Below are 19,911 nucleotides of genomic sequence, written 5' to 3'. Positions count from 1 at the left end.
ATGAAACGGGCCGTTGCCCCACTTTCGTTTCCGGCAACAGCCCGCGATGACCGGCGCACTCGCGCCGGCCCGATTGCTTCAACTCAGGACAGCTTCTTCTTCAGCAGTTCGTTCACCTGTGCCGGATTAGCCTTGCCCTTGGTGGCCTTCATCGCCTGACCGATCAGCGCGTTGAACGCCTTTTCCTTGCCGGCGCGGAATTCCTCAACCGACTTCGGGTTCGCGGCAAGCACTTCGTCGATGATCGCTTCCAGCGCGCCGGTGTCCGAAATCTGCTTCAAACCCTTCGCTTCGATGATGCGATCGGCAGCGGCTTCGTCGGTGGCCTTCTCTTCCCAGATCGCGAGGAAAATTTCCTTGGCGATCTTGTTCGAGATCGTGCCGTCGGCGATACGTTGCAGCAACAACGAGAGCTGCGCGGACGAAACCGGGCTATCGGCGATGTCCAGGTCTTCTCGATTCAGTTGCGACGACACTTCGCCCATCAGCCAGTTTGCCGCGACCTTCGCGTTCGACGGACCGACCTTGAGGACGACCGCTTCGTAGTACGCAGCCATGGCTTTGCTCGACGTCAGCACGTTCGCGTCGTACGGCGTCAGGCCGTATTGCGCGACGAAGCGTTGTTGAATCGCGACCGGCAGTTCCGGCATCTCGCCCTTCACGCGCTCGACCCACGCCGCGTCGATCACCAGCGGCATCAGATCGGGATCGGGGAAATAGCGGTAATCGTGTGCGTCTTCCTTGCTGCGCATCGAACGCGTTTCGCGCTTGTCCGGATCGTACAGACGCGTTTCCTGCACCACCGTGCCGCCGTCTTCGATCAATTCGATCTGGCGACGCACTTCGTACTGGATTGCTTCTTCGAGGAAGCGGAACGAGTTCAGGTTCTTGATCTCGGCACGCGTGCCGAATTCCGCCTGACCGACCGGGCGTACCGACACGTTCGCGTCGCAACGGAACGAGCCTTCCTGCATGTTGCCGTCGCAGATACCGAGCCATGTGACGAGCGTGTGCAGCGTCTTGGCATACGCGACCGCTTCAGCCGCGCTGCGCATTTCCGGCTCGGTGACGATTTCGAGCAGCGGCGTGCCGGCGCGATTCAGGTCGATCCCGGTCATGCCCGCGAAGTCTTCGTGCAGCGACTTGCCCGCGTCTTCTTCGAGATGGGCGCGCGTCAGGTTGACGACCTTCTCGTACGCTTCCTTGCCTGCCTTTTCGTTAGCCGGGACCTGAATCGTCACCTGGCCGCCCTGCACGACGGGAATTTCGTACTGGCTGATCTGATAGCCCTTCGGCAGATCGGGGTAAAAGTAATTCTTGCGCGCGAATATGCTGCGCGGTGCAATCGTGGAACCGATCGCGAGACCGAATTGAATCGCCCGTTCGACAGCACCGCGGTTCATCACCGGCAGCGAACCCGGCAATGCCAGATCGACGGGGCAGGCCTGCGTATTCGGTGCAGCGCCGAATTGCGTGGCGGCGCCCGAGAAAATCTTCGATTGGGTCGACAGTTGCGCGTGGGTCTCCAGACCGATCACGACTTCCCATTGCTTGGCCATGGTGCTCACACTCCTGCCGGTGCTTGACGGTGCCAGTCGGTCGCGCGCTGGAACGCGTCGGCCACTTGCAGCATCCGGGCTTCATTGAAATAGTTGCCGATGATCTGCAGACCCACCGGACGCTGCGCATTCGCGCCCGCGCCGAAACCGCACGGCACGCTCATGCCCGGCAAACCGGCGAGGCTCACCGACAGCGTATAGATGTCGGCCAGATACATCTGCACCGGATCGTCGCCCTTCGCGCCGAGGTCCCACGCCACCGACGGTGCAACCGGCCCCATGATCACGTCGCACTGCTTGAACGCTTCCTGGAAATCCTGGGCGATGATGCGGCGGATCTTTTGTGCCTGCAGGTAGTACGCGTCGTAATAGCCGTGCGACAGCACATAGGCGCCCACCAGAATGCGGCGCTTCACTTCCGGACCGAAGCCTTCCGCACGCGACTTCTTGTACATGTCGAGCAGATCGTGGTATTCCGCCGCGCGATGGCCGAATCGCACGCCGTCGAAACGCGACAGGTTCGACGAGGCTTCCGCCGGTGCGATCACGTAGTACACCGGGATCGACAGTTCGGTTTTCGGCAGCGAGACTTCCACCAGCGTGGCGCCGAGCGCTTCGTATTGCTTCAGCGCGGCGTCGATCGAGGCGCGCACGTCAGCGGCGAGGCCTTCGCCGAAGTATTCTTTCGGCAAGCCGATACGCAAACCGGCGAGCGGCTTGTCCGCGCTATCGTCTTTCCACGTCTTGCCGATGTAGCGCGTGAAGTCTTCGTCGTCACGCGTGAGGCTGGTCGAATCGCGCTCGTCAAAACCGGCCATGGCGTTGAGCAGCGTTGCGCAATCCGCGGCGGTTTGGGCCATCGGGCCGCCCTGATCCAGCGACGACGCGAACGCGATCATGCCGTAACGCGACACCCGGCCGTACGTCGGTTTGATGCCGGTAATGCCGGAGAACGACGCCGGCTGACGAATCGAGCCACCGGTATCCGTGCCGGTGGCTGCGGGCGCGAGACGCGCGGCGACCGCAGCCGCCGAGCCGCCCGACGAACCGCCCGGCACAGCCAGACGATCCCACGGATTCTTCACCGGGCCAAAGTACGAATTCTCGTTGGACGAGCCCATCGCGAACTCGTCCATATTGGTCTTGCCCACACACACCATGCCGGCGTTCTGCAGACGCGCGACCACGGTCGCGTCGAACGGACTTTCGTAGTTCGACAGCATCTTCGAGCCGGCCGTGGAGCGCCAGCCCTTGGTGACGAACACGTCTTTGTGGGCGATCGGCAGGCCGACCAGCGGGCCGGCGTGGCCGGTGTGAAGCAGCGCGTCGGCCGCTTTCGCCTGCGCGAGCGTCAGGTCGGCGTCGACCTGAATGAAGGCGTTGAGGCTGTTGGCCGCGTCGATCCGCTTCAGATAGAGCTGCGCCAGTTCGACTGCGGAGCATTCCTTGGCTGCCAGTGCGGCGCGCAGTTCGGTCAAGCTTTTTTCATGCATTGCGTTTTATCCTGGGCTTGATTCGCGAGTCTTACTCGATCACTTTCGGCACGAGGTACAAGCCGTCCTGAACGGCCGGCGCCGGGCGCTGGAAAGCTTCACGGTCGACCGTTTCGGTCACCGCGTCGTTGCGCAGACGCAGCGCGACGTCTTCGATCTGCTCGATCGGATGGGCAAGCGGGGCGATGCCGGTGGTATCGACCGCCTGCATTTGCTCGACGAGGCCGAAAAAATCGTTGAGCTGGACAAGCGTGTGCTCAGCTTCGGCGTCAGCCAGTTCGAGCCGCGCGAGGTGCGCGATGCGTTTAACATCGGTCAGGGTCAGAGCCATGCAGTCACCGGAAAATGTGGTGGACCGCCGCAGCACGGGAAAAACGATGCTGCGACAGCGGGTTACGACACTGGAGGAAGACCTCGAAAAAGGGGCCAGCGGCGGCAAAAAGTGCCGTCCGTTTCCTTCAAAACATCCAAAATTATAAGGTATCATTACGCGTTCGACCCAAACCCGGACCGACTTACCAAGGCCTTTCTGAACAATTCCCAAAGATAGTTCGGATTTTTCTGACTTGGCCTTGCACCGGCCTCCGGTAGACTCCCTCGCAGCTTCAAATTCCTGTGGCGCCGCTTGCGCCCGGTTGAAGCTGTTATTTTTTCCGCTGCCGCCCTGCGCATACGTTGCGAGGCCCGGCTCCAAGCGAGACAGGATTTTGAATGTTCGGTTTTCTGCGCAGCTACTTCTCCAACGATCTGGCGATTGACCTTGGCACTGCCAACACGCTCATTTACATGCGTGGCAAGGGTATCGTTCTTGACGAGCCGTCGGTGGTTTCGATCCGCCAGGAAGGCGGTCCCAACGGCAAAAAAACCATTCAGGCCGTCGGTAAAGAAGCCAAGCAGATGCTTGGCAAGGTGCCGGGCAACATCGAGGCGATCCGCCCGATGAAAGACGGCGTGATCGCCGACTTCACCGTCACCGAACAGATGATCAAGCAGTTCATCAAAACTGCTCACGAATCGCGTATGTTCTCGCCGTCGCCGCGCATCATCATCTGCGTGCCGTGCGGTTCGACCCAGGTCGAGCGTCGCGCCATTAAAGAAGCGGCGCACGGCGCGGGCGCTTCGCAGGTCTACCTCATTGAAGAACCCATGGCTGCGGCAATCGGTGCAGGCCTTCCGGTGTCGGAAGCAACCGGCTCGATGGTCGTCGACATCGGCGGCGGCACGACCGAAGTCGGCGTGATCTCGCTTGGCGGCATCGTGTACAAGGGTTCGGTGCGCGTAGGCGGCGACAAGTTCGACGAAGCTATCGTCAACTACATCCGCCGCAACTACGGCATGCTGATCGGCGAACAAACCGCTGAAGCCATCAAGAAAGAAATCGGCTCCGCGTTCCCGGGTTCCGAAGTCAAGGAAATGGAAGTGAAGGGCCGCAACCTGTCGGAAGGCATTCCGCGCAGCTTCACGATTTCCAGCAACGAAATTCTCGAAGCCCTCACCGATCCGCTGAACCAGATCGTGTCGTCGGTGAAGATCGCGCTCGAACAAACGCCGCCGGAACTGGGCGCCGACATCGCCGAGCGCGGCATGATGCTCACGGGCGGTGGCGCACTGTTGCGCGATCTGGACCGCCTGCTCGCCGAGGAAACCGGCCTGCCGGTGCTCGTCGCCGAAGACCCGCTGACCTGCGTTGTGCGCGGCTCGGGCATGGCGCTCGAACGCATGGACAAGCTGGGCAGCATTTTCTCGTACGAGTAAGCGAGCCCGTCTCCATGTCAGTAGCGCGGATCAGGCAAACGGCCCCTTGTGGGCCGGTTTGCCGTTGGCTGGGCCTGCCAGCCTCCGCGCGCTGAACGCGCGTCCCTAACGCGCCGCCGTCTCACCCAACCGCTCACGCCCCCGGCGCCGACCATGGAATACAGTCCGCCGCCCCTGTTCAAGCAAGGCCCGTCCGCCCTCGCACGGCTGGTGTTTTTCGTCGTGCTGGCGCTCGCCCTGCTGATCTCCGATGCACGCTTCAAAACGCTCGAAATCGTTCGCGGCGTGCTCGGCGCGGGTCTTTATCCGTTGCAACGCGCAGCCCTCGTGCCGCGCGACGTCTTCATGGGCGCGGCCGACCTGGCCGTGACCAGCGCCACGCTGCGTAGCGAGAACGACAAGCTGCGCACCAAAGATCTCCAGCTCTCGCAGCAAGCCAATACGGCCGCCGAACTGGCTGCCGAGAACACCCATTTGCGCGCGCTGCTGCAACTCTCGCAGCGCTCGACCACGCAATCGCTGCCGGCCGAAATCCAGTACGACACACGCGACCCGTTCACGCAGAAGGTGGTGATCGGCCGCGGTGCCCAGCAAGGCGTCCAGAACGGTTCGCCGGTTGTCAACGAAGACGGCGTGATCGGTCAGGTGACGCGCGTCTTCCCGCTGCAAGCCGAAGTGACGCTGCTCACCGACAAAGACCAGGCCGTGCCCGTGCAGATCGTGCGCACCGGCTTGCGCAGCGTGATTTACGGCACGCCGAAGGGCGATACGCTCGATCTGCGCTTTGTGCCGATCAGCGCCGACGTGCAAACCGGCGACGAACTCGTCACCAGCGGGCTCGACGGCGTTTATCCGCCGGGGCTGCCGGTCGCCAAGGTCGTGCGGGTCGACAAGCAGGCCGATACGGCGTTCGCGCGCGTGATCTGCTTGCCGGTTGCGCCCGTGCGCGGCGCGCGTCAGTTACTGGTGCTGCACTATCTGAACAATGTGCCGCCGCGACCGGCGGAAGAGCCCGATGCGGCCACGACCGCCAAGGACGCGAAAGCGAAGAAGGGTGGCAAGCCCGCGGACAACAAGGCCGCGGCGGATAAATCCGCTGCCAAGCCTGCCGAAAAACCCGCCGCCGCTGCTGCCAAGCCCGCTGAAAAGCCGTCGGCCAAAGCCACGGCTGCGGAGAAGAAAGCCGCCACCGAAAAGAAACCGGCCGCTGACAAGAGCGCGAAGCCGCAAGCCACGCCGGGGGCACAGCCATGAACCGTCCGCAATACATCCTGCAGCCGGTCAATCCGTACTTCATCGCGTTCAGCCTCGCCGCGGCGTTCCTGCTGAACCTGATGCCGTGGGGGCGCCTCGCCGGCGTGCCGGACTTCGTGGCGCTCGTGCTGCTGTTCTGGAACGTGCACCAGCCGCGCAAAGTCGGCATGGGCATCGCGTTCTTTCTCGGCTTGCTGATGGACGTGCACAATGCCAGCCTGCTTGGCGAGCACGCACTAGCGTATACGTTGTTGTCGTACGGGGCGATTACGATCCATCGTCGGGTGCTGTGGATGTCGCTTGGCGTGCAGACCTTCGCGGTCATGCCGCTCCTGGTCGTCGCGCAACTGGTGCCGTTCGTGATCCGTCTGCTGACGGGCGCGGCGTTTCCGGGCTGGGGTTACCTGATCGACGGCTTCGTCGAAGCCGCGCTGTGGCCGGTCGCCAGCATGCTGCTGCTGATGCCGCAGCGTCGCCCGGCCGATCCGGACGATACGCGGCCGATTTAATCCCGCATCGAGCCCGCCGGCCGTTCCGCTGGAACCCGGGTAGCCGGCCCGCTCGACGCGCATCGCTGTTCATGCCTCCCGGTTTTGGCCGGTTTGGGCGCACACTCATGATGGCCGCCACGCGGCCTTTTGCAGAATCGCATGACCGAATTCAAGGACACTCAGCAACAGCTCTCGAAGTTCCGCCTGCGCGTCGCGGCGGCGGGCGTGTTCGTGTTCGTCTGCTTCGGGCTGATCGGCTTCCGTTTCCTGGTCCTGCAGGTCTGGCACTACAGCAAATACTCGCTGCAAGCCGACGAAAACCGCATCTCGGTCGCGCCAATCGTGCCGAACCGGGGCATCATCACCGACCGTAACGGGGTGGTGCTGGCCAAGAACTACTCGGCTTACACGCTCGAAATCACGCCATCGAAGCTGAACGACACGCTCGAAAACGTGATCGACAACCTGGCCACCGTGGTCTCGATCGACGCACGCGACCGGCGCCGCTTCAAGAAGCTGCAGGAAGACTCGAAGAACTTCGAGAGCCTGCCGATCCGCACCCGCCTCACTGACGACGAAGTCGCGCGTTTCACCGCGCAACGCTTCCGCTTTCCGGGCGTGGAGGTGCGCGCACGCCTGTTCCGCCAATACCCGCTTGGGCCCACCGCGGCACACGTGATCGGCTATATCGGCCGGATTTCGCAGCGCGATCAGGACCGCATCGACGACGCCAGCGATCAGAACGACAGCGATCCGGATCACTACGATCCGCGCCTCGACGCCAACAACTACAAGGGCACCGACTACATCGGCAAGATCGGCGTCGAGCAGAGCTACGAGACGGAGCTGCACGGCCAGACCGGTTTTGAGGAAGTCGAAGTCACCGCCGGCGGCCGGCCTGTGCGCACGCTGTCGCGTACTCAGGCGACGCCGGGCAATAACCTCCAACTGTCGATCGACATCGGCCTGCAGCAGGTCGCCGAGCAAGCCTTCGCGGGCCGCCGTGGCGCACTGGTCGCAATCGAACCGGCAACGGGCGACGTGCTGGCGTTCGTGTCGGCGCCGAGCTTCGATCCGAATTCGTTTGTCGACGGCATCGATCAGCAGACCTGGGACGAGCTCAACAACTCGCCCGACCACCCGCTCCTGAACCGGCCGCTGCATGGCACCTATCCGCCGGGCTCGACCTACAAGCCGTTCATGGCGCTCGCCGCGCTGACACTGCATAAGCGCACGCCAGGCTGGGGCTTCCAGGATCCGGGCTCGTACACGTTCGGCGGCCACACGTTCCGCAACGACGTGCGCTCGGGCCAGGGCTGGGTCGACATGAATCGCGCGATCGTCGTGTCCAACGACACGTACTTCTACATGCTCGCGCACGATCTCGGCGTCAACAACATCGCCAACTTCATGAAGCCGTGGGGCTTCGGCCAGATCACCGGCATCGACATTTCGGGCGAGGCACGTGGCATCCTGCCGTCAACAGAATGGAAGCGCAAGGCGTACCGCAAGCCCGAGCAGCAGCGCTGGTATGAAGGCGAAACGATCAGCCTGGGCATCGGCCAGGGCTACAACTCGTTCACCATTCTCCAGCTCGCCCACGCCACCGCCACACTCGCCAACAACGGTGTCGTCATGAAGCCGCACCTCGTGCGCGACATCGAAAATCCGATCTCGAAGGAGACGCGCCCGGTCGTGCGCGATCCGAGCGACAAGATCGCCGTGAAGCAATCGGACATCGACATCATCAAGCGCGCGATGGAAGGCGTCGTGACCAACGGCACGGCGTCGAAGCTGTTCATCGGCGCACCGTATCAGGCGGCCGGCAAGACAGGTACGGCGCAGGTCTACTCGCTGCAAGGCGCGAACTACAAAGGCCACGCGATCGCCGAACATCTGCGCGACCACGCGCTCTTCATCGCCTTCGCGCCTGCCGAGCAACCGAAGATCGCGCTCGCGCTGATCGTCGAAAACGGCGGCTGGGGTGCGGAGTCGGCCGGCCCGATCGCGCGGCGTGTGCTCGACTACTACCTGGTCGGCAAGAACAAGCCCGGCGCTCAAGCGGCGGCTGTCGCGGCAGCGGCCTCGGCGACCGAGGATGCGTCCGCGCCTGAAGTGGGTGACGCACCGACGCCGCAGGACGCGGCGCAGCCGGTCAAGGTCGCGGCGGGCTTCACCGCGCTGCCGATGCCGGGCGCCGCTTCGGCCGCGGCGGCCGCTTCCGCTGCGGCGGCTGCCTCGGCTCCTGCTGCTGCATCGGCGCCCACTGGCGCCACACCGACGGCTACGGCTGCGGCTTCCGCATCAGGCGCATCGGCGGGCGTCGCCGCATCCGCCTCTGCCGCTGTAAAGAATCCGGCACCGCGTAAATCCGGCGTCCCGCACAAACCCCGCCCAAGCAGCGAGCCGGTGCCGAGCGCCGCCGCCCCGTCGCAGGATGACAGTATTCAGCCTACGTCGCCAGGCCAGCCGGTTTCCGGCGGCATCGACGAGTAAGGAGAAAGGCATGCAATTCGACAAGCGCGCCTGGCTCGACCGCATCAAGCGGATGTTCGTGGGCTTCGACCGGCCGCTCGCCCTGATCGTGTTTCTGCTGCTGTGCGTTGGCATCGTCACGCTATACAGCGCGACGCTGGACATGCCCGGCAAGGTGGAAGACCAACTGCGCAACATCATGCTGACGTTCGTGCTGATGTGGGGGCTGGCCAATGTGCCGCCCACCACGCTGATGCGCTTCGCGGTCCCGCTCTATACGTTCGGGATCGCGTTACTGGTCGCGGTGGCGCTCTTCGGCCTGACCCGCAAGGGCGCCAAGCGCTGGATCAACGTCGGCGTGGTGATCCAGCCGTCGGAGATTCTGAAGATCGCCACACCGCTGATGCTCGCCTGGTACTACCAGCGCCGCGAAGGCGTGATGCGCTGGTACGACTTTCTGGTCGGCTTCCTGATTCTGATTGTGCCGGTCGGTTTGATCGCCAAACAGCCTGACCTCGGCACCGCCGTGCTGGTGTTCGCGGCCGGCTTCTTCGTGATTTACTTCGCGGGGCTGAGTTTCAAGCTGATCGTGCCGGTGCTGATTGCCGGCGTGATCGCGGTTGCTTCGATCGCGGCGTTCCAGGACAAGATCTGTCAGCCGGAAGTGCAGTGGCCGCTGATGCACGATTATCAGAAGCATCGTATCTGTACGCTGCTCGATCCGACTTCCGATCCGCTCGGCAAGGGTTTCCACACGATCCAGGCGGTGATTGCAATCGGCTCGGGCGGCCCGCTCGGCAAGGGCTGGCTCAAGGGTACCCAGGCGCATCTGGAGTTCATCCCCGAGAAGCACACCGACTTCATCTTCGCGGTGTTTTCCGAGGAATTCGGGCTGGCGGGCGGGATCGTGCTGCTCACGCTGTATATGCTGCTGATCGCTCGTGGGCTGTTTATCGCGGCCAATGGGGCGACGCTGTTCGGGCGGCTGCTGGCCGGATCGCTGACGATGGCGTTCTTCACCTACGCGTTCGTCAACATCGGCATGGTGAGCGGGATCTTGCCGGTGGTGGGCGTGCCGTTGCCATTCATGAGTTACGGCGGCACCGCTCTGACCACGCTCGGGGTCGCGATTGGCCTCATCATGAGTGTCGCGCGGCAAAAGCGGTTAATGCAGAGTTAGCGCGGCGCAGGCTCAGACTGCGAAGGCGAACACCGCAGGACGCATGACGCAACATCAAAGCAGGCCACGGAAAGAAGGCCGGACAGACAAAAGGGGCGCACCGTCAGGAGCGCCCCTTTTTCATTGACTGCGATTTCATTTACTGCGGTTTTACTTCCTTCTGATCCCGCAATTGTGCGCTCAGTTGCTGATACTTGAGTTTCGCCGCCGGATCGCCCTGTGCCGCCGCGGCCGCGTAGTAGGCGCGCGCCACGTTCAGATTCTTGTCCACACCGTCGCCACCGCGCTCGTAAAACGAGCCGGTCACGTACTGCGCAGTCATGTCGCCACCTTGCGCAGCCTTCTTGTACCAGATGAACGCCTGCTGGTTATCGCGAGCCGTGCCACGGCCATCGAGGAACTGGTTGGCCAGCGCGAGTTCCGCCTGCACGTGCCCCTGCTGCGCGGCCTTCAGGAACCAGCGATGCGCCTCGACCGGGTCACGCCCAACAAACTCACCGTCGTCGTACATCTTGCCGTACACGTATTGTGCGTGCGACATGTTGGCATCGGCGGCTTTGCGCAGCCACTTCTTGCCTTCATCGACATTGGCTGTGGTGCCTTCGCCGTTGAGCAGCATCATCGCGTAGTTGAACTCGGCAAGCCGGCTGCCACGCTCCGCCGCCTTACGGAACTCAGCGAGCGCCGCGCTCAAATTGCCGGCGTTGTAATCGGCGACCGCGGTTTGCGTTTCCGGATCGGTCGACTTCGCGACGCGGTTGTCCTGCGCATACACCGCCACATTCGCCATCAACGCTGCTGCAACTGCCAGACGCACCGCGACGCCCTGCACCATCCCCTTCATGTCCTCACCTCCTGCAATGCCTGGCGGGTCGCGCGCAACATCCACATGACGTCGGCGGCCAAGGCGATAAAACGAAAACCGGCATCGCGCTGCTGCTTTGCGCTCGCGACATCCATAGCAAAAATTCCCGTGGCAATACCGGCCTTATCGGCGGCGCTGACAATGCGCGCCATCGCCGCCAGCACGTCGGCATGCTTCGAATCGCCGAGGTGGCCGAGGCTCGCGGCGAGATCGGCCGGTCCGACGAACAGGCAATCGACGCCCGGCGTCGCCGCGATCTTCTCGACTTCCTGCAGGCCACGCGCCGACTCGATCTGCACGATGGTTGCGATTTGCGCGTTGGCGGTCTGCACGTAGTCGCGCCGCATGCCGTACGCCGCCGCCCGCACCGCACCGGCGACGCCACGCTGACCGTCGAGCGCAGCGGCGGTCGGATACTGCGTCAGACGCACGGCGTGTGCCGCCTCTTCCGCGGTTTCGATATTCGGGAACATCAGCGTGCGCGCGCCCGCGTCCAGCACGCGCTTGACGAGCCACGCCTCGCTGGCGGGCACGCGCACAACCGGCTCGCTCGGCAGATGCGCAGCGGCGATTGCGCGCAATTGCGAGGTGACGTCGCCGCTATCGTTCGGTGCATGCTCCATGTCGATCAGCAGCCAGTCGAAACCGGCGTGCGCGAGCGCCTCGGCTGCAGAATCGCTGCCGAGCGAAAGCCACAGGCCGAACAGCGGATCGGCTTCTTTCAGACGTTGCTTGAGGGGATTCGTGAAGGTGCTCATTGCCGCGCTCCCTGGCGATGGGACACATCGCCCGAAACGCGGGTGAGGATACTGGCGTGGCGGAACAGACCAACGCCTGGGCCGTGACGGCCTGAATGCTTGCTGCGACGCAATGCGGTGACCGGCATGTCTCGCTCCGTGTGGTTATCGGAGCGATCATACCGTGACAATAACGCGGGGGTTGGGCCGCGGGAGCGGGCCGCACGGGATTGTGCCGGGCGACCCCGGGTTCAATCGCGGACTACGTCGGCCCAGCAGTTCGGCGTCTCGAACAGACGCACCTTATGCAGACGCAGATTCACGCCGTAATGCGCGTCGTAGACATTCGCGAGGATATCGAACGCGACAGCGGCGAGATTTTCAACGGTGGGAATGCGATCGAGCACGACCGTCTTGTGCCCCGCCATGGTGTCCAGAAAGCCGCGCACCTGCGTATCGCCTTCGTAGACGAGAAACGCATGGTCCCATTTGTCGACCAGATGCTCGACCGCGAGCGACTTCACGTCGGCGAAGTCCATCACCATGCCGCGATCCGGCGCGCCTTCGGTGTCGACCAGGTCGCCTTGCAGCGTGATTTCGAGCACATAGCGATGGCCGTGCAGATTACGGCACTGGCTGCGGTGATCGGGGATGCGGTGGCCCGCGTCGAATTCGAGTTTTCGTGTAATCGTCAGCACGGCAAATCAGGGAATGTTCAGATACTTGTGGGTCTGCATCGACAGGCGCCATTGCGGATGGCGTTTGCACCAGTCGATCGCGAGCTTGGTGTTGAGGTCGCGCGACGGGCCATCCATCGGCTGGACGAGGAAATACTGGAAGTCGAGCTTCGCATACTCGGACAAACGCTGGTTGTCCTGCGGAATCACGACCTTCAATTCGTTGCCCTTGGTGACGACGAGCGGCGCATCGGCCTTTGGGCTCACGCAGATCCAGTCAATCGTCTCGAGCACCGGCAGCGAGCCGTTGGTTTCGATGGCGATTTCAAAGCCGGCGGCATGCAGCGCGTCGACAAGCGGCTGATCGATCTGCAACATCGGTTCACCGCCCGTGCAAACCACGAAGCGCTCACCCTCGCCTTCGGGCCATTGCGACGCGATCATCTGCACCAGCTCTTCGGGCGTGCGGTACTTGCCACCGTTCTCGCCGTCCGTCCCGACGAAGTCCGTATCGCAGAACTGGCAGACAGCTTCCGCACGATCTTCTTCGCGGCCCGACCACAGATTGCAGCCGGCGAACCGGCAGAACACGGCCGGGCGCCCGGCATTCGCGCCCTCGCCCTGCAACGTGTAGAAGATTTCCTTGACCGCGTAAGTCATGCTGCTTTCTGCCTTGTGTTCCTGAAAATAATTGCGTGCGCTGCGCCCTGTTCACAGGGTGTGCACGGTGCGCCAGCGCAAAACTGCCGTGCAAGCGCCAGACCGTCACATCGTCAGACCGGCTCGGTCACCTTCTCGCCGGCCAGATACGCTTCATAACCCCGCTTGCGCAAGCGGCACGCCGGGCATTCGCCGCAACCGAAGCCCCATGCGTGCAATTCGGCGCGCTCGCCAACATAGCAGGTGTGCGTTTCGACGCGCACCAGTTCGACCAGTTCGTCGCCGCCCAGCTCATGCGCGAGACGCCACGTGTCGGCCTTGTCGAGCCACATCAGCGGCGTTTCGAGCAGGAAGCGCGTATCCATGCCGAGGTTCAGCGCGACCTGCAAGGCCTTCATGGTGTCGTCGCGGCAATCGGGGTAGCCCGAGAAGTCCGTCTCGCACATGCCGCCCACCAGCACCTGCAAACCACGCCGATAGGCGATGGCCGCAGCGATCGTCATGAACATCAGATTGCGGCCCGGTACGAACGTATTCGGCAAACCGTTCGCGGTGGCGTGAATCTCGATCTCGCGTGTCATCGCCGTATCGCTGATCGAACCCAGCACCGACAGATCGATCATGTGATCTTCGCCGAGACGATCGGCCCACGCCGGAAAGGCGCGCGCCACTGCGTTACGAAACCCTTCGCGGCATTCGAGTTCGACTCGGTGCCGCTGGCCATAATCGAAGCCCAGGGTCTCGACCGTTTCATAACGTTCGAGCGCCCAGGCGAGGCATGTGGCGGAATCCTGGCCGCCGGAAAACAGCACCAGAGCGCTACGTTTAGCGTCTTTGCGGATCACCGTGAAACTCCGTGAATGATGAGTGCCACGTCGCGCTACGCGAGGTGCGCCATGCAAGCAACGCGGCGCGACGCGTGCCGGCACTGCTGCCGGCCCAAAGCAGTATAGGCCGCGCCTTCCGCATGCAGAGTCGCTGGGCGCTTATACCGTTAATCGTCGGGCGAAGGGTTCGGCACCTGTCGCGGCCTTGCCGTGTTACGGCAGAGTGCGCAAAAGGCCCCGCTTCTGGATACGAAAAGACGCCTTCGGTGCGGTGGCGCGCCAGTGGTGCGCTCGCAGGCAAGTCCTTGAACTGGCGCGATTTTATCACGCGACGCCCAATGCCGCCGAGCACGCCATGCCGCCACGAATGCCCGCCAGTAACGGGACAAAAAGGAAAAGCCCCAGGAATCTTGCGATTTCCTGGGGCTGAATCCTGGTGGCCTGGGACGGAATCGAACCATCGACACGCGGATTTTCAATCCGCTGCTCTACCAACTGAGCTACCGGGCCAACGAAGAACGAAATGATATCAAAGGATCAGCAGGTCGGCAAGCCCCCTCTCGAAAAAATCTGCCGCGCCCGAACCGTGTGTGCCGGCACACGCCTGCACACATGACGCGGCCGTTCATTCTCCTTTGTTCTTACCGAGATCGACACCGAGCTGCTTGAGCTTGCGATACAAGTGTGTGCGCTCCAGGCCGGTCTTTTCCGCGACGCGCGTCATGCTGCCATTCTCGCGCGCGAGGTGATACTCGAAGTAAGCGCGCTCGAACGCGTCGCGTGCGTCGCGCAACGGGATGTCGAAAGAGATCGACGCCGTTTGTGCGGCCAGCGCACCGCCGGCCATGCCATCCGCCGACAGCATCGGCAACGCAGCCGCCGATGCCACGGCCGAAGCGCTGACCGGCAACGCCGGCTTCGCGACCGCGCCGCCCGGTACACCCGCGGTATTTCCACGGGCGAGGCCTTGCTCGACTGCCTTCAGCAGTTTCTGCAGCGCAATCGGCTTCTCGAGGAAATTGAGTGCGCCGATCTTGGTCGCTTCAACCGCCGTATCGATGGTTGCATGACCGGACATCATGATCACCGGCATGGTCAGCTGCCCCTGCGCGGCCCATTCCTTGAGCAAAGTTACGCCGTCGGTATCGGGCATCCAGATGTCGAGCAGCACCAGGTCCGGCGCCTGGCGCAAGCGGAATTCGCGCGCTTCCTGCGCGTTTTCCGCGGCCTCCACGACATGCCCCTCGTCGCTCAGGATCTCCGAGAGCAATTCCCGGATGCCCATTTCATCATCTACCACCAGGATGGTTGCCATTTACGCTGCCCTTGTCTGCACTGTTGCTTTTGTCGTTCCCTGCGACGCATTGCCATGCGCCGGCCGCGGCCCTGCTTCAGGTGCCGCTGCATCGTCTGCCAGTTGAAGGAAGAGGATCGAAATCTGCGCGCCTTCGATCACATCACCCGCTTTCATGCGGTTGCGAATGTCGATGCGCGCGCCGTGTTCGTCGACGATCTTCTTGACCATCGCAAGACCGAGACCCGTACCTTTGGCCTTGGTCGTCACGTAAGGTTCGAATGCACGTGTGAGGATACGCGCGGGGAAGCCCGGTCCGTTATCCGACACTGTCAGACGCACCGCGACGTGTACTTTGCCTTCCGCGTCGGGGTCTCCGTATTCTACTGTCCTCGTCTCGAGCAACACACGCGGTTGTTCGACGTCGGCCACGGCATCCTGCGCATTCTGCAGCAGGTTGTGAATCACCTGACGCAATTGCGTCGCGTCGCCGCGAATTGCCGGCAATTCCGCGAGCTCCACCTGAATCGCGCCCTTGCCTTCTTCGATACCGTACAGCGTCAGCACTTCGCTGACCAGTTCGTTCAGCTGCAGATGCGCGAGCACCGCCGGCGGCGTACGCGCATAGTCGCGGAAATTGTCGACCATCTGCTTCATTGCCGCGACCTGGTTCACGATCGTGGTCGCGCCGCGCTTCAGCACATCGGCGTCCGTCGGCGAGAGCTTGTCAGCAAGCTTCATCTGCAAACGCTCGGCGGAGAGCTGAATCGGCGTGAGCGGATTCTTGATCTCGTGCGCCAGTCGCCGCGCCACTTCGCCCCAGGCGATCGAACGCTGCGCGGAGATCACATCCGAAATATCGTCGAACACGACCACATAGCCGGAAGTCTGCATGTCTTCCGCGTCGCGGTCGGTGGCGGACACAAGGCGCGCGCCGCGCACAAGCAAGGTGAGCGGCTCGGTTTCGCCCGGCACCTGCACCGAAAACTGCTGCTGCCAGTGGCCACGGTCGTCGTGACCGTCGCCGCTCGCGGCTTCGCGATCGGCAAACGCTTTGCGCACCATCCCGCCGAATTCGCTCAACACGGCGATCTTCTCCAGCGCCGAACCCAGCACTTCCTGGAACTGCTGACGGAAAATCCGCTCGGCGCCGCGGTTCGCCGTGGTGAGGCGGAACTGCCGGTCGAACACGAACACGCCCGCGGTCAGGTTCGCAAGAATGCTTTCCAGATAGGCCTTGGAATGCTCGAGCGCGATGCGGTTATTCTCAACCGCCGCGCGCGCTTCGGACAGCTGTCGCGTCATCGCGTTGAACGACTGCGTGAGGAAGCCCAGTTCGTCGCGCGATTTGATTTCACGTTTCGGCGTGTAGTCGCCCTCGGTCACTTCCTTGGTGCCCTGCGCGAGCAGGAACAACGGCCGCGCAAGCTGATTGCCGAGCGCGAGCGCCAGCATCATCGCGATGAAAGTGGCGAGGAACAGCGCGAGCGTCAGCGTGCCGATGTACATCTTGCGCAAGCCAGTGCGGCCCAGCGCCTTCTCCTGGTACTCGCGATAGGCGCGCTGCACCGCGTCGGCATTACGTGCGAGCGAGGGCGACACCGGCTGCGTGAGTTGCAGGAAGCGCTCGGTGGGCTGCAACAGCAACGCGTTCGAATCGGGAATGCGCTGCACGATGCGCAGCCGCAGCGCGCCCTTGCTGCCGTGCGCGTGCGGATCGCCGTCGACTTCACCTTCGATCGCCGCATAGCCGCGGCCGCGCGCCTGGTCGATCATCAACGGCGTGGGCAAGTCGTTCGGCACGAGTGTCGCGTAGTTGCCGGACGCCTGCGCGACCACGTGCATATCCGGCGTCGCGCCCGACATGCTGCGCGTAGGTTCGACGATCGTCGCGTCCTGCACGCCGAACTGGTCGCGCAAGCGCAGCAGCGTGAGCGTGGTGCCGGCGGCATCCGCGCTTGCGAGCTGCTCGGACATCAAGCGGCCCTTGGTCTGCAGATCGGACAGCGACGCATCGAGCATGCCGCGGCCCAGATTCAGGCCCGAGGTCAGCGCCGTTTCGACGTTCACGTCGAACCACGACTCGATACTGCGCGACACGAACTGGTACGAGACGACGTAAATGATCCCGCCTGGCACGACGCCTACCAACGCCATGAAAAACGCGAGTTTCGCTAACAGCCGTGTGCCGAACTTACCTTTTTTAAGCCGCGCAATGATGATGATGACGAGCGTCGCCACTACCAGCAAAAAGATCATCGCGACCACAAGGTTGGCCGCATACAGCCACTGGTAATAGCGGTCGAAGAATTCGGTATTCGCGCTCGCGGCTGCAAGCAGCACGAGGAGCAGCACGGCCGTCACGGCGACCGTGGACACCAGCACGCGCACGACGATGCTGCTGACACTGGTGGCGCGGCGCACTCTATTTAGCACGTTCGGTCACCGTGAAGGTAAAACGCTTCCACTCGGACGCGAGGTTCCAGTCGCGGTTGTTCACCGCGTCGATCTGGAACGGTTTGGGCATCAGCGCAATGTCGAGTTGCATGCGCACCGAGGCGTTGTACGTCTCGCCGGCATGCACCTGACTACGGTCGATCACGTGCCACGATGTGATGTGCTTGATCACGGCTAGCGCATCCTTTAGCGTCGTGAAGCCGAGCTGCAACCCGCCCGACGACACGCTCGACACACGGTACTCACGCGTGAGCGGCTGGAACGACAGGCGAATGCTCTGTGACACGCTGACCGGCTGCTCATCGAACCAGTACCAGCGCGGCCGGCTCAGCTCGAAGTCGGTCGTGAAATACAGCGGAATGCCCTTGTTGACCGCGTCTTCGAGATTGCTGTTCAGGTCGAAGTCGAAACGCGCGTCGAGGCTCCAGCCGGTGTTGTCCGATTGCAGCGAGGCGCGCTGCACCGCGATCGAATCGGCATACGCCGCGCCCGGTACCGCGAGCCATATGGCCAGCACGATCCAGAGCACGGCAGCGAGCCGAAGCGGGAAAAAGCGTTTGATGGTCACCGTTTCTGAAAGCGCGCGTAGAAAAATCCGTCGTGGTCTGAGTTCGAGCCGGCGCTATCTTCAGCAGCGTGTCCGGCATGGGACCCGGCCGATGTGTCGGCGGGCGCGCGGGCGACTGAGGGTAAAAGTTGCCCCGGCGCGTCCAATCGTACCGCATCCTGATACTTGTTTCCAAACCACTGCGCCTGCAACTCGCCTTCTTCGGGGAAGATCGAACACGTAACGTAGAGCAACTCGCCGCCAGGCTTCACGAGTGGCCATAGCGCATCGAGAATGCGGCGCTGCTCGGCGACCAGCGCGGGAATATCGGACGCGCGGCGCAGCCAGCGAATATCCGGATGACGCCGCACGATGCCCGAGGCGGAGCACGGCACGTCGGCCAGAATGCGGTCGAACGGCTGGTCGATATCGTCGTGCCATTTGGCCGGCGCGCCCGCGTCGCCGATCCGCACTTCCGCTTCGAGCTTGAGCCGCTGCAAGTTTTCACCGATGCGGCGCGCGCGCGACGCGTCGCTTTCGAGCGCCACGAGTTGCAGGTTGGCGAGTTCGAGCAGGTGGCCGGTTTTGCCGCCAGGCGCCGCGCATGCGTCGAGCACGCGCATGCCGTCACGCACGCCGAGCAGTTGCGCGGCGAGCTGCGCGCCGGCGTCCTGCACGGACACCACGCCGTCATTAAAGCCGGGGATGCGGTCGACCGGCATCGGCGTAGCGAGCCTGACGGCGTACTCGCCGGCTCTGCTCGCAGGGATGTGATGATCGTGCAGCACTTGCAAATAGGCATCGACTGTCGAGCGGCGTGCGTTCACGCGCAACGTCAGCGGACCTTGCGTATTGCCCGAGGCGAGCACGGCTTGCCACGCGTCGGGCCACGCGCCTTTGACCGCGTCGATCCACCACGCCGGGTAGTTCCAGCGCGCGACTTCGTCGGCTTGCGCTGCGCTCAGCAGCGCCTCGCGCTCGCGCAGGAAATTGCGCAGCACGGCATTGACGAGGCCCTTTGCGAACGCGAATTCACGGCGCGCGGCGATTGCGCTCACCGCCTGATCGACGACCGTGAACGGCGAATAGGCGGCGTTCGCTTCGTCGTCGACAAGCAGGGCGAGCGCGCAGGCGAGCACGTGACCGACGTGCGGCGGCGGTGCCTTCTTCACCAGCTTCGCAATCAGCCACTCGACGGTCGCCAGACGCCGCATGGTGCGGTACGCGATATCCTGCACGGCGCCGCGCGCAGCGGCGGCGCTACCTTCAGGCGCGGATACGAATACGGATTGCAGCGCAGCCGGCAAGGCCGCGCCGAGGCGCACGGCGCCGACGGCCTGACCCGCGCCGTCGAGCGCGAAACCGAGCGATTCGGGCGCGAGATGCAGCATCGACAGACGGGATTCGCGCGGACGCGCCGATGGTGTAGCTGAACGCGAGGAAGGCTTTGGAGTCATGAAAGAGGCTAAGGCAGCCCGCACGGTGCGCGCGGCGCAAACAGAACACATTGTAGCGTGGCCCGGGACGGGGGCCGTCGTGGACGGATGACAGTCACCGGCCATAGCCGCTGCCAGCGCGCATTTCCCTATGCCCGAACAAAAAAGGCGAGCCCGCCGACTCGCCTTTCGTTACGTCGGGTC

General features: G+C 63.3%; 17 protein-coding genes and 1 tRNA gene. 5 read left to right on the top strand and 13 right to left on the bottom strand.

The genetic code is table 11. From position 1 onward, the window contains the following. Positions 1 to 83 precede the first annotated feature (83 nt). From gatB to gatC, 3 genes are read right to left on the bottom strand one after another with little or no spacing between them, the layout of a single operon-like run. Complete coding sequence (gatB, locus tag KHO23_RS20910; protein WP_211613148.1) at positions 84 to 1,559, bottom strand: Asp-tRNA(Asn)/Glu-tRNA(Gln) amidotransferase subunit GatB; 1,476 nt, start codon at positions 1,557 to 1,559, stop codon at positions 84 to 86. Between the two features lie 5 nt (positions 1,560 to 1,564). Continuing rightward, on the bottom strand, positions 1,565 to 3,052 hold the full coding sequence (gene gatA, locus KHO23_RS20905; RefSeq protein WP_211613147.1) for an Asp-tRNA(Asn)/Glu-tRNA(Gln) amidotransferase subunit GatA: 1,488 nt from the start codon (positions 3,050 to 3,052) through the stop codon (positions 1,565 to 1,567). Positions 3,053 to 3,083: 31 nt separating this feature from the next. Then, positions 3,084 to 3,383: an Asp-tRNA(Asn)/Glu-tRNA(Gln) amidotransferase subunit GatC gene (gatC, locus tag KHO23_RS20900; protein ID WP_211613146.1), complete on the bottom strand. Its 300-nt coding sequence runs from the start codon at positions 3,381 to 3,383 to the stop codon at positions 3,084 to 3,086. A 380-nt stretch (positions 3,384 to 3,763) separates the two neighbouring features. Here gatC and KHO23_RS20895 point away from each other — a divergent pair, with 380 nt between their 5' ends. The 5 genes from KHO23_RS20895 (at position 3,764) to rodA (ending at position 10,207) form a co-directional block, all read left to right on the top strand. Then, a complete protein-coding gene (locus tag KHO23_RS20895; RefSeq protein WP_004189550.1) occupies positions 3,764 to 4,807 on the top strand; it encodes a rod shape-determining protein in 1,044 nt (347 codons plus the stop codon). A gap of 153 nt (positions 4,808 to 4,960) precedes the next feature. Next, positions 4,961 to 6,061, top strand: coding sequence for a rod shape-determining protein MreC (gene mreC, locus KHO23_RS20890; protein ID WP_211613145.1), 1,101 nt, complete (start codon positions 4,961 to 4,963; stop codon positions 6,059 to 6,061). After that, positions 6,058 to 6,570 carry a rod shape-determining protein MreD gene (gene mreD / locus KHO23_RS20885; protein ID WP_211613144.1) on the top strand — a complete coding sequence of 171 codons (513 nt, stop codon included), beginning with the start codon at positions 6,058 to 6,060 and terminating at the stop codon, positions 6,568 to 6,570. Before mreC ends, mreD begins: the two co-directional genes overlap by 4 nt. A gap of 141 nt (positions 6,571 to 6,711) precedes the next feature. After that, positions 6,712 to 9,048: a penicillin-binding protein 2 gene (gene mrdA / locus KHO23_RS20880; protein ID WP_211613143.1), complete on the top strand. Its 2,337-nt coding sequence runs from the start codon at positions 6,712 to 6,714 to the stop codon at positions 9,046 to 9,048. A 10-nt stretch (positions 9,049 to 9,058) separates the two neighbouring features. Beyond that, a complete protein-coding gene (gene rodA / locus KHO23_RS20875; protein ID WP_211613142.1) occupies positions 9,059 to 10,207 on the top strand; it encodes a rod shape-determining protein RodA in 1,149 nt (382 codons plus the stop codon). Between the two features lie 139 nt (positions 10,208 to 10,346). Here rodA and KHO23_RS20870 read toward each other — a convergent pair whose 3' ends face one another. The 10 genes from KHO23_RS20870 to rsmB all read right to left on the bottom strand — a co-directional run bounded on the left by KHO23_RS20870 (position 10,347) and on the right by rsmB (position 19,728). Continuing rightward, positions 10,347 to 11,051 (bottom strand): tetratricopeptide repeat protein, encoded by a 705-nt coding sequence (locus KHO23_RS20870; RefSeq protein WP_211613141.1) that lies wholly within the window; start codon positions 11,049 to 11,051, stop codon positions 10,347 to 10,349. Continuing rightward, on the bottom strand, positions 11,048 to 11,830 hold the full coding sequence (locus KHO23_RS20865) for an HpcH/HpaI aldolase family protein (RefSeq protein ID WP_211613140.1): 783 nt from the start codon (positions 11,828 to 11,830) through the stop codon (positions 11,048 to 11,050). The genes KHO23_RS20870 and KHO23_RS20865 overlap by 4 nt, the downstream gene beginning before the upstream one ends. A gap of 230 nt (positions 11,831 to 12,060) precedes the next feature. After that, positions 12,061 to 12,507: a 6-carboxytetrahydropterin synthase QueD gene (gene queD / locus KHO23_RS20860; protein ID WP_115781555.1), complete on the bottom strand. Its 447-nt coding sequence runs from the start codon at positions 12,505 to 12,507 to the stop codon at positions 12,061 to 12,063. A 6-nt stretch (positions 12,508 to 12,513) separates the two neighbouring features. After that, positions 12,514 to 13,146 carry a 7-carboxy-7-deazaguanine synthase gene (queE, locus tag KHO23_RS20855; protein WP_211613139.1) on the bottom strand — a complete coding sequence of 211 codons (633 nt, stop codon included), beginning with the start codon at positions 13,144 to 13,146 and terminating at the stop codon, positions 12,514 to 12,516. Between the two features lie 113 nt (positions 13,147 to 13,259). Beyond that, positions 13,260 to 13,991, bottom strand: a complete 732-nt coding sequence (queC, locus tag KHO23_RS20850; protein WP_211613138.1) for a 7-cyano-7-deazaguanine synthase QueC — start codon at positions 13,989 to 13,991, stop codon at positions 13,260 to 13,262. 416 nt (positions 13,992 to 14,407) lie between these two features. Continuing rightward, positions 14,408 to 14,483, bottom strand: a tRNA-Phe gene (locus KHO23_RS20845). Between the two features lie 115 nt (positions 14,484 to 14,598). Further along, positions 14,599 to 15,288, bottom strand: coding sequence for a response regulator transcription factor EsaR (gene esaR, locus KHO23_RS20840; RefSeq protein ID WP_211613137.1), 690 nt, complete (start codon positions 15,286 to 15,288; stop codon positions 14,599 to 14,601). Beyond that, the gene (locus tag KHO23_RS20835; protein WP_211613136.1) at positions 15,289 to 17,703 is read right to left on the bottom strand and encodes a sensor histidine kinase; all 2,415 of its coding nucleotides are present in this window, start codon (positions 17,701 to 17,703) and stop codon (positions 15,289 to 15,291) included. It lies immediately after the preceding gene. Beyond that, positions 17,693 to 18,292, bottom strand: a complete 600-nt coding sequence (locus tag KHO23_RS20830; protein ID WP_211613135.1) for a DUF4390 domain-containing protein — start codon at positions 18,290 to 18,292, stop codon at positions 17,693 to 17,695. The genes KHO23_RS20835 and KHO23_RS20830 overlap by 11 nt, the downstream gene beginning before the upstream one ends. Next, a complete protein-coding gene (rsmB, locus tag KHO23_RS20825) occupies positions 18,289 to 19,728 on the bottom strand; it encodes a 16S rRNA (cytosine(967)-C(5))-methyltransferase RsmB (RefSeq protein ID WP_211613134.1) in 1,440 nt (479 codons plus the stop codon). The genes KHO23_RS20830 and rsmB overlap by 4 nt, the downstream gene beginning before the upstream one ends. Between the last annotated feature and the right edge of the window lie 183 nt (positions 19,729 to 19,911).

The sequence above is a fragment of the Paraburkholderia haematera genome, from assembly GCF_905220975.1.
GTDB classification, from domain to species: Bacteria; Pseudomonadota; Gammaproteobacteria; order Burkholderiales; family Burkholderiaceae; genus Paraburkholderia; species Paraburkholderia haematera.
This window is presented reverse-complemented; position numbering and strand designations above follow the sequence as displayed.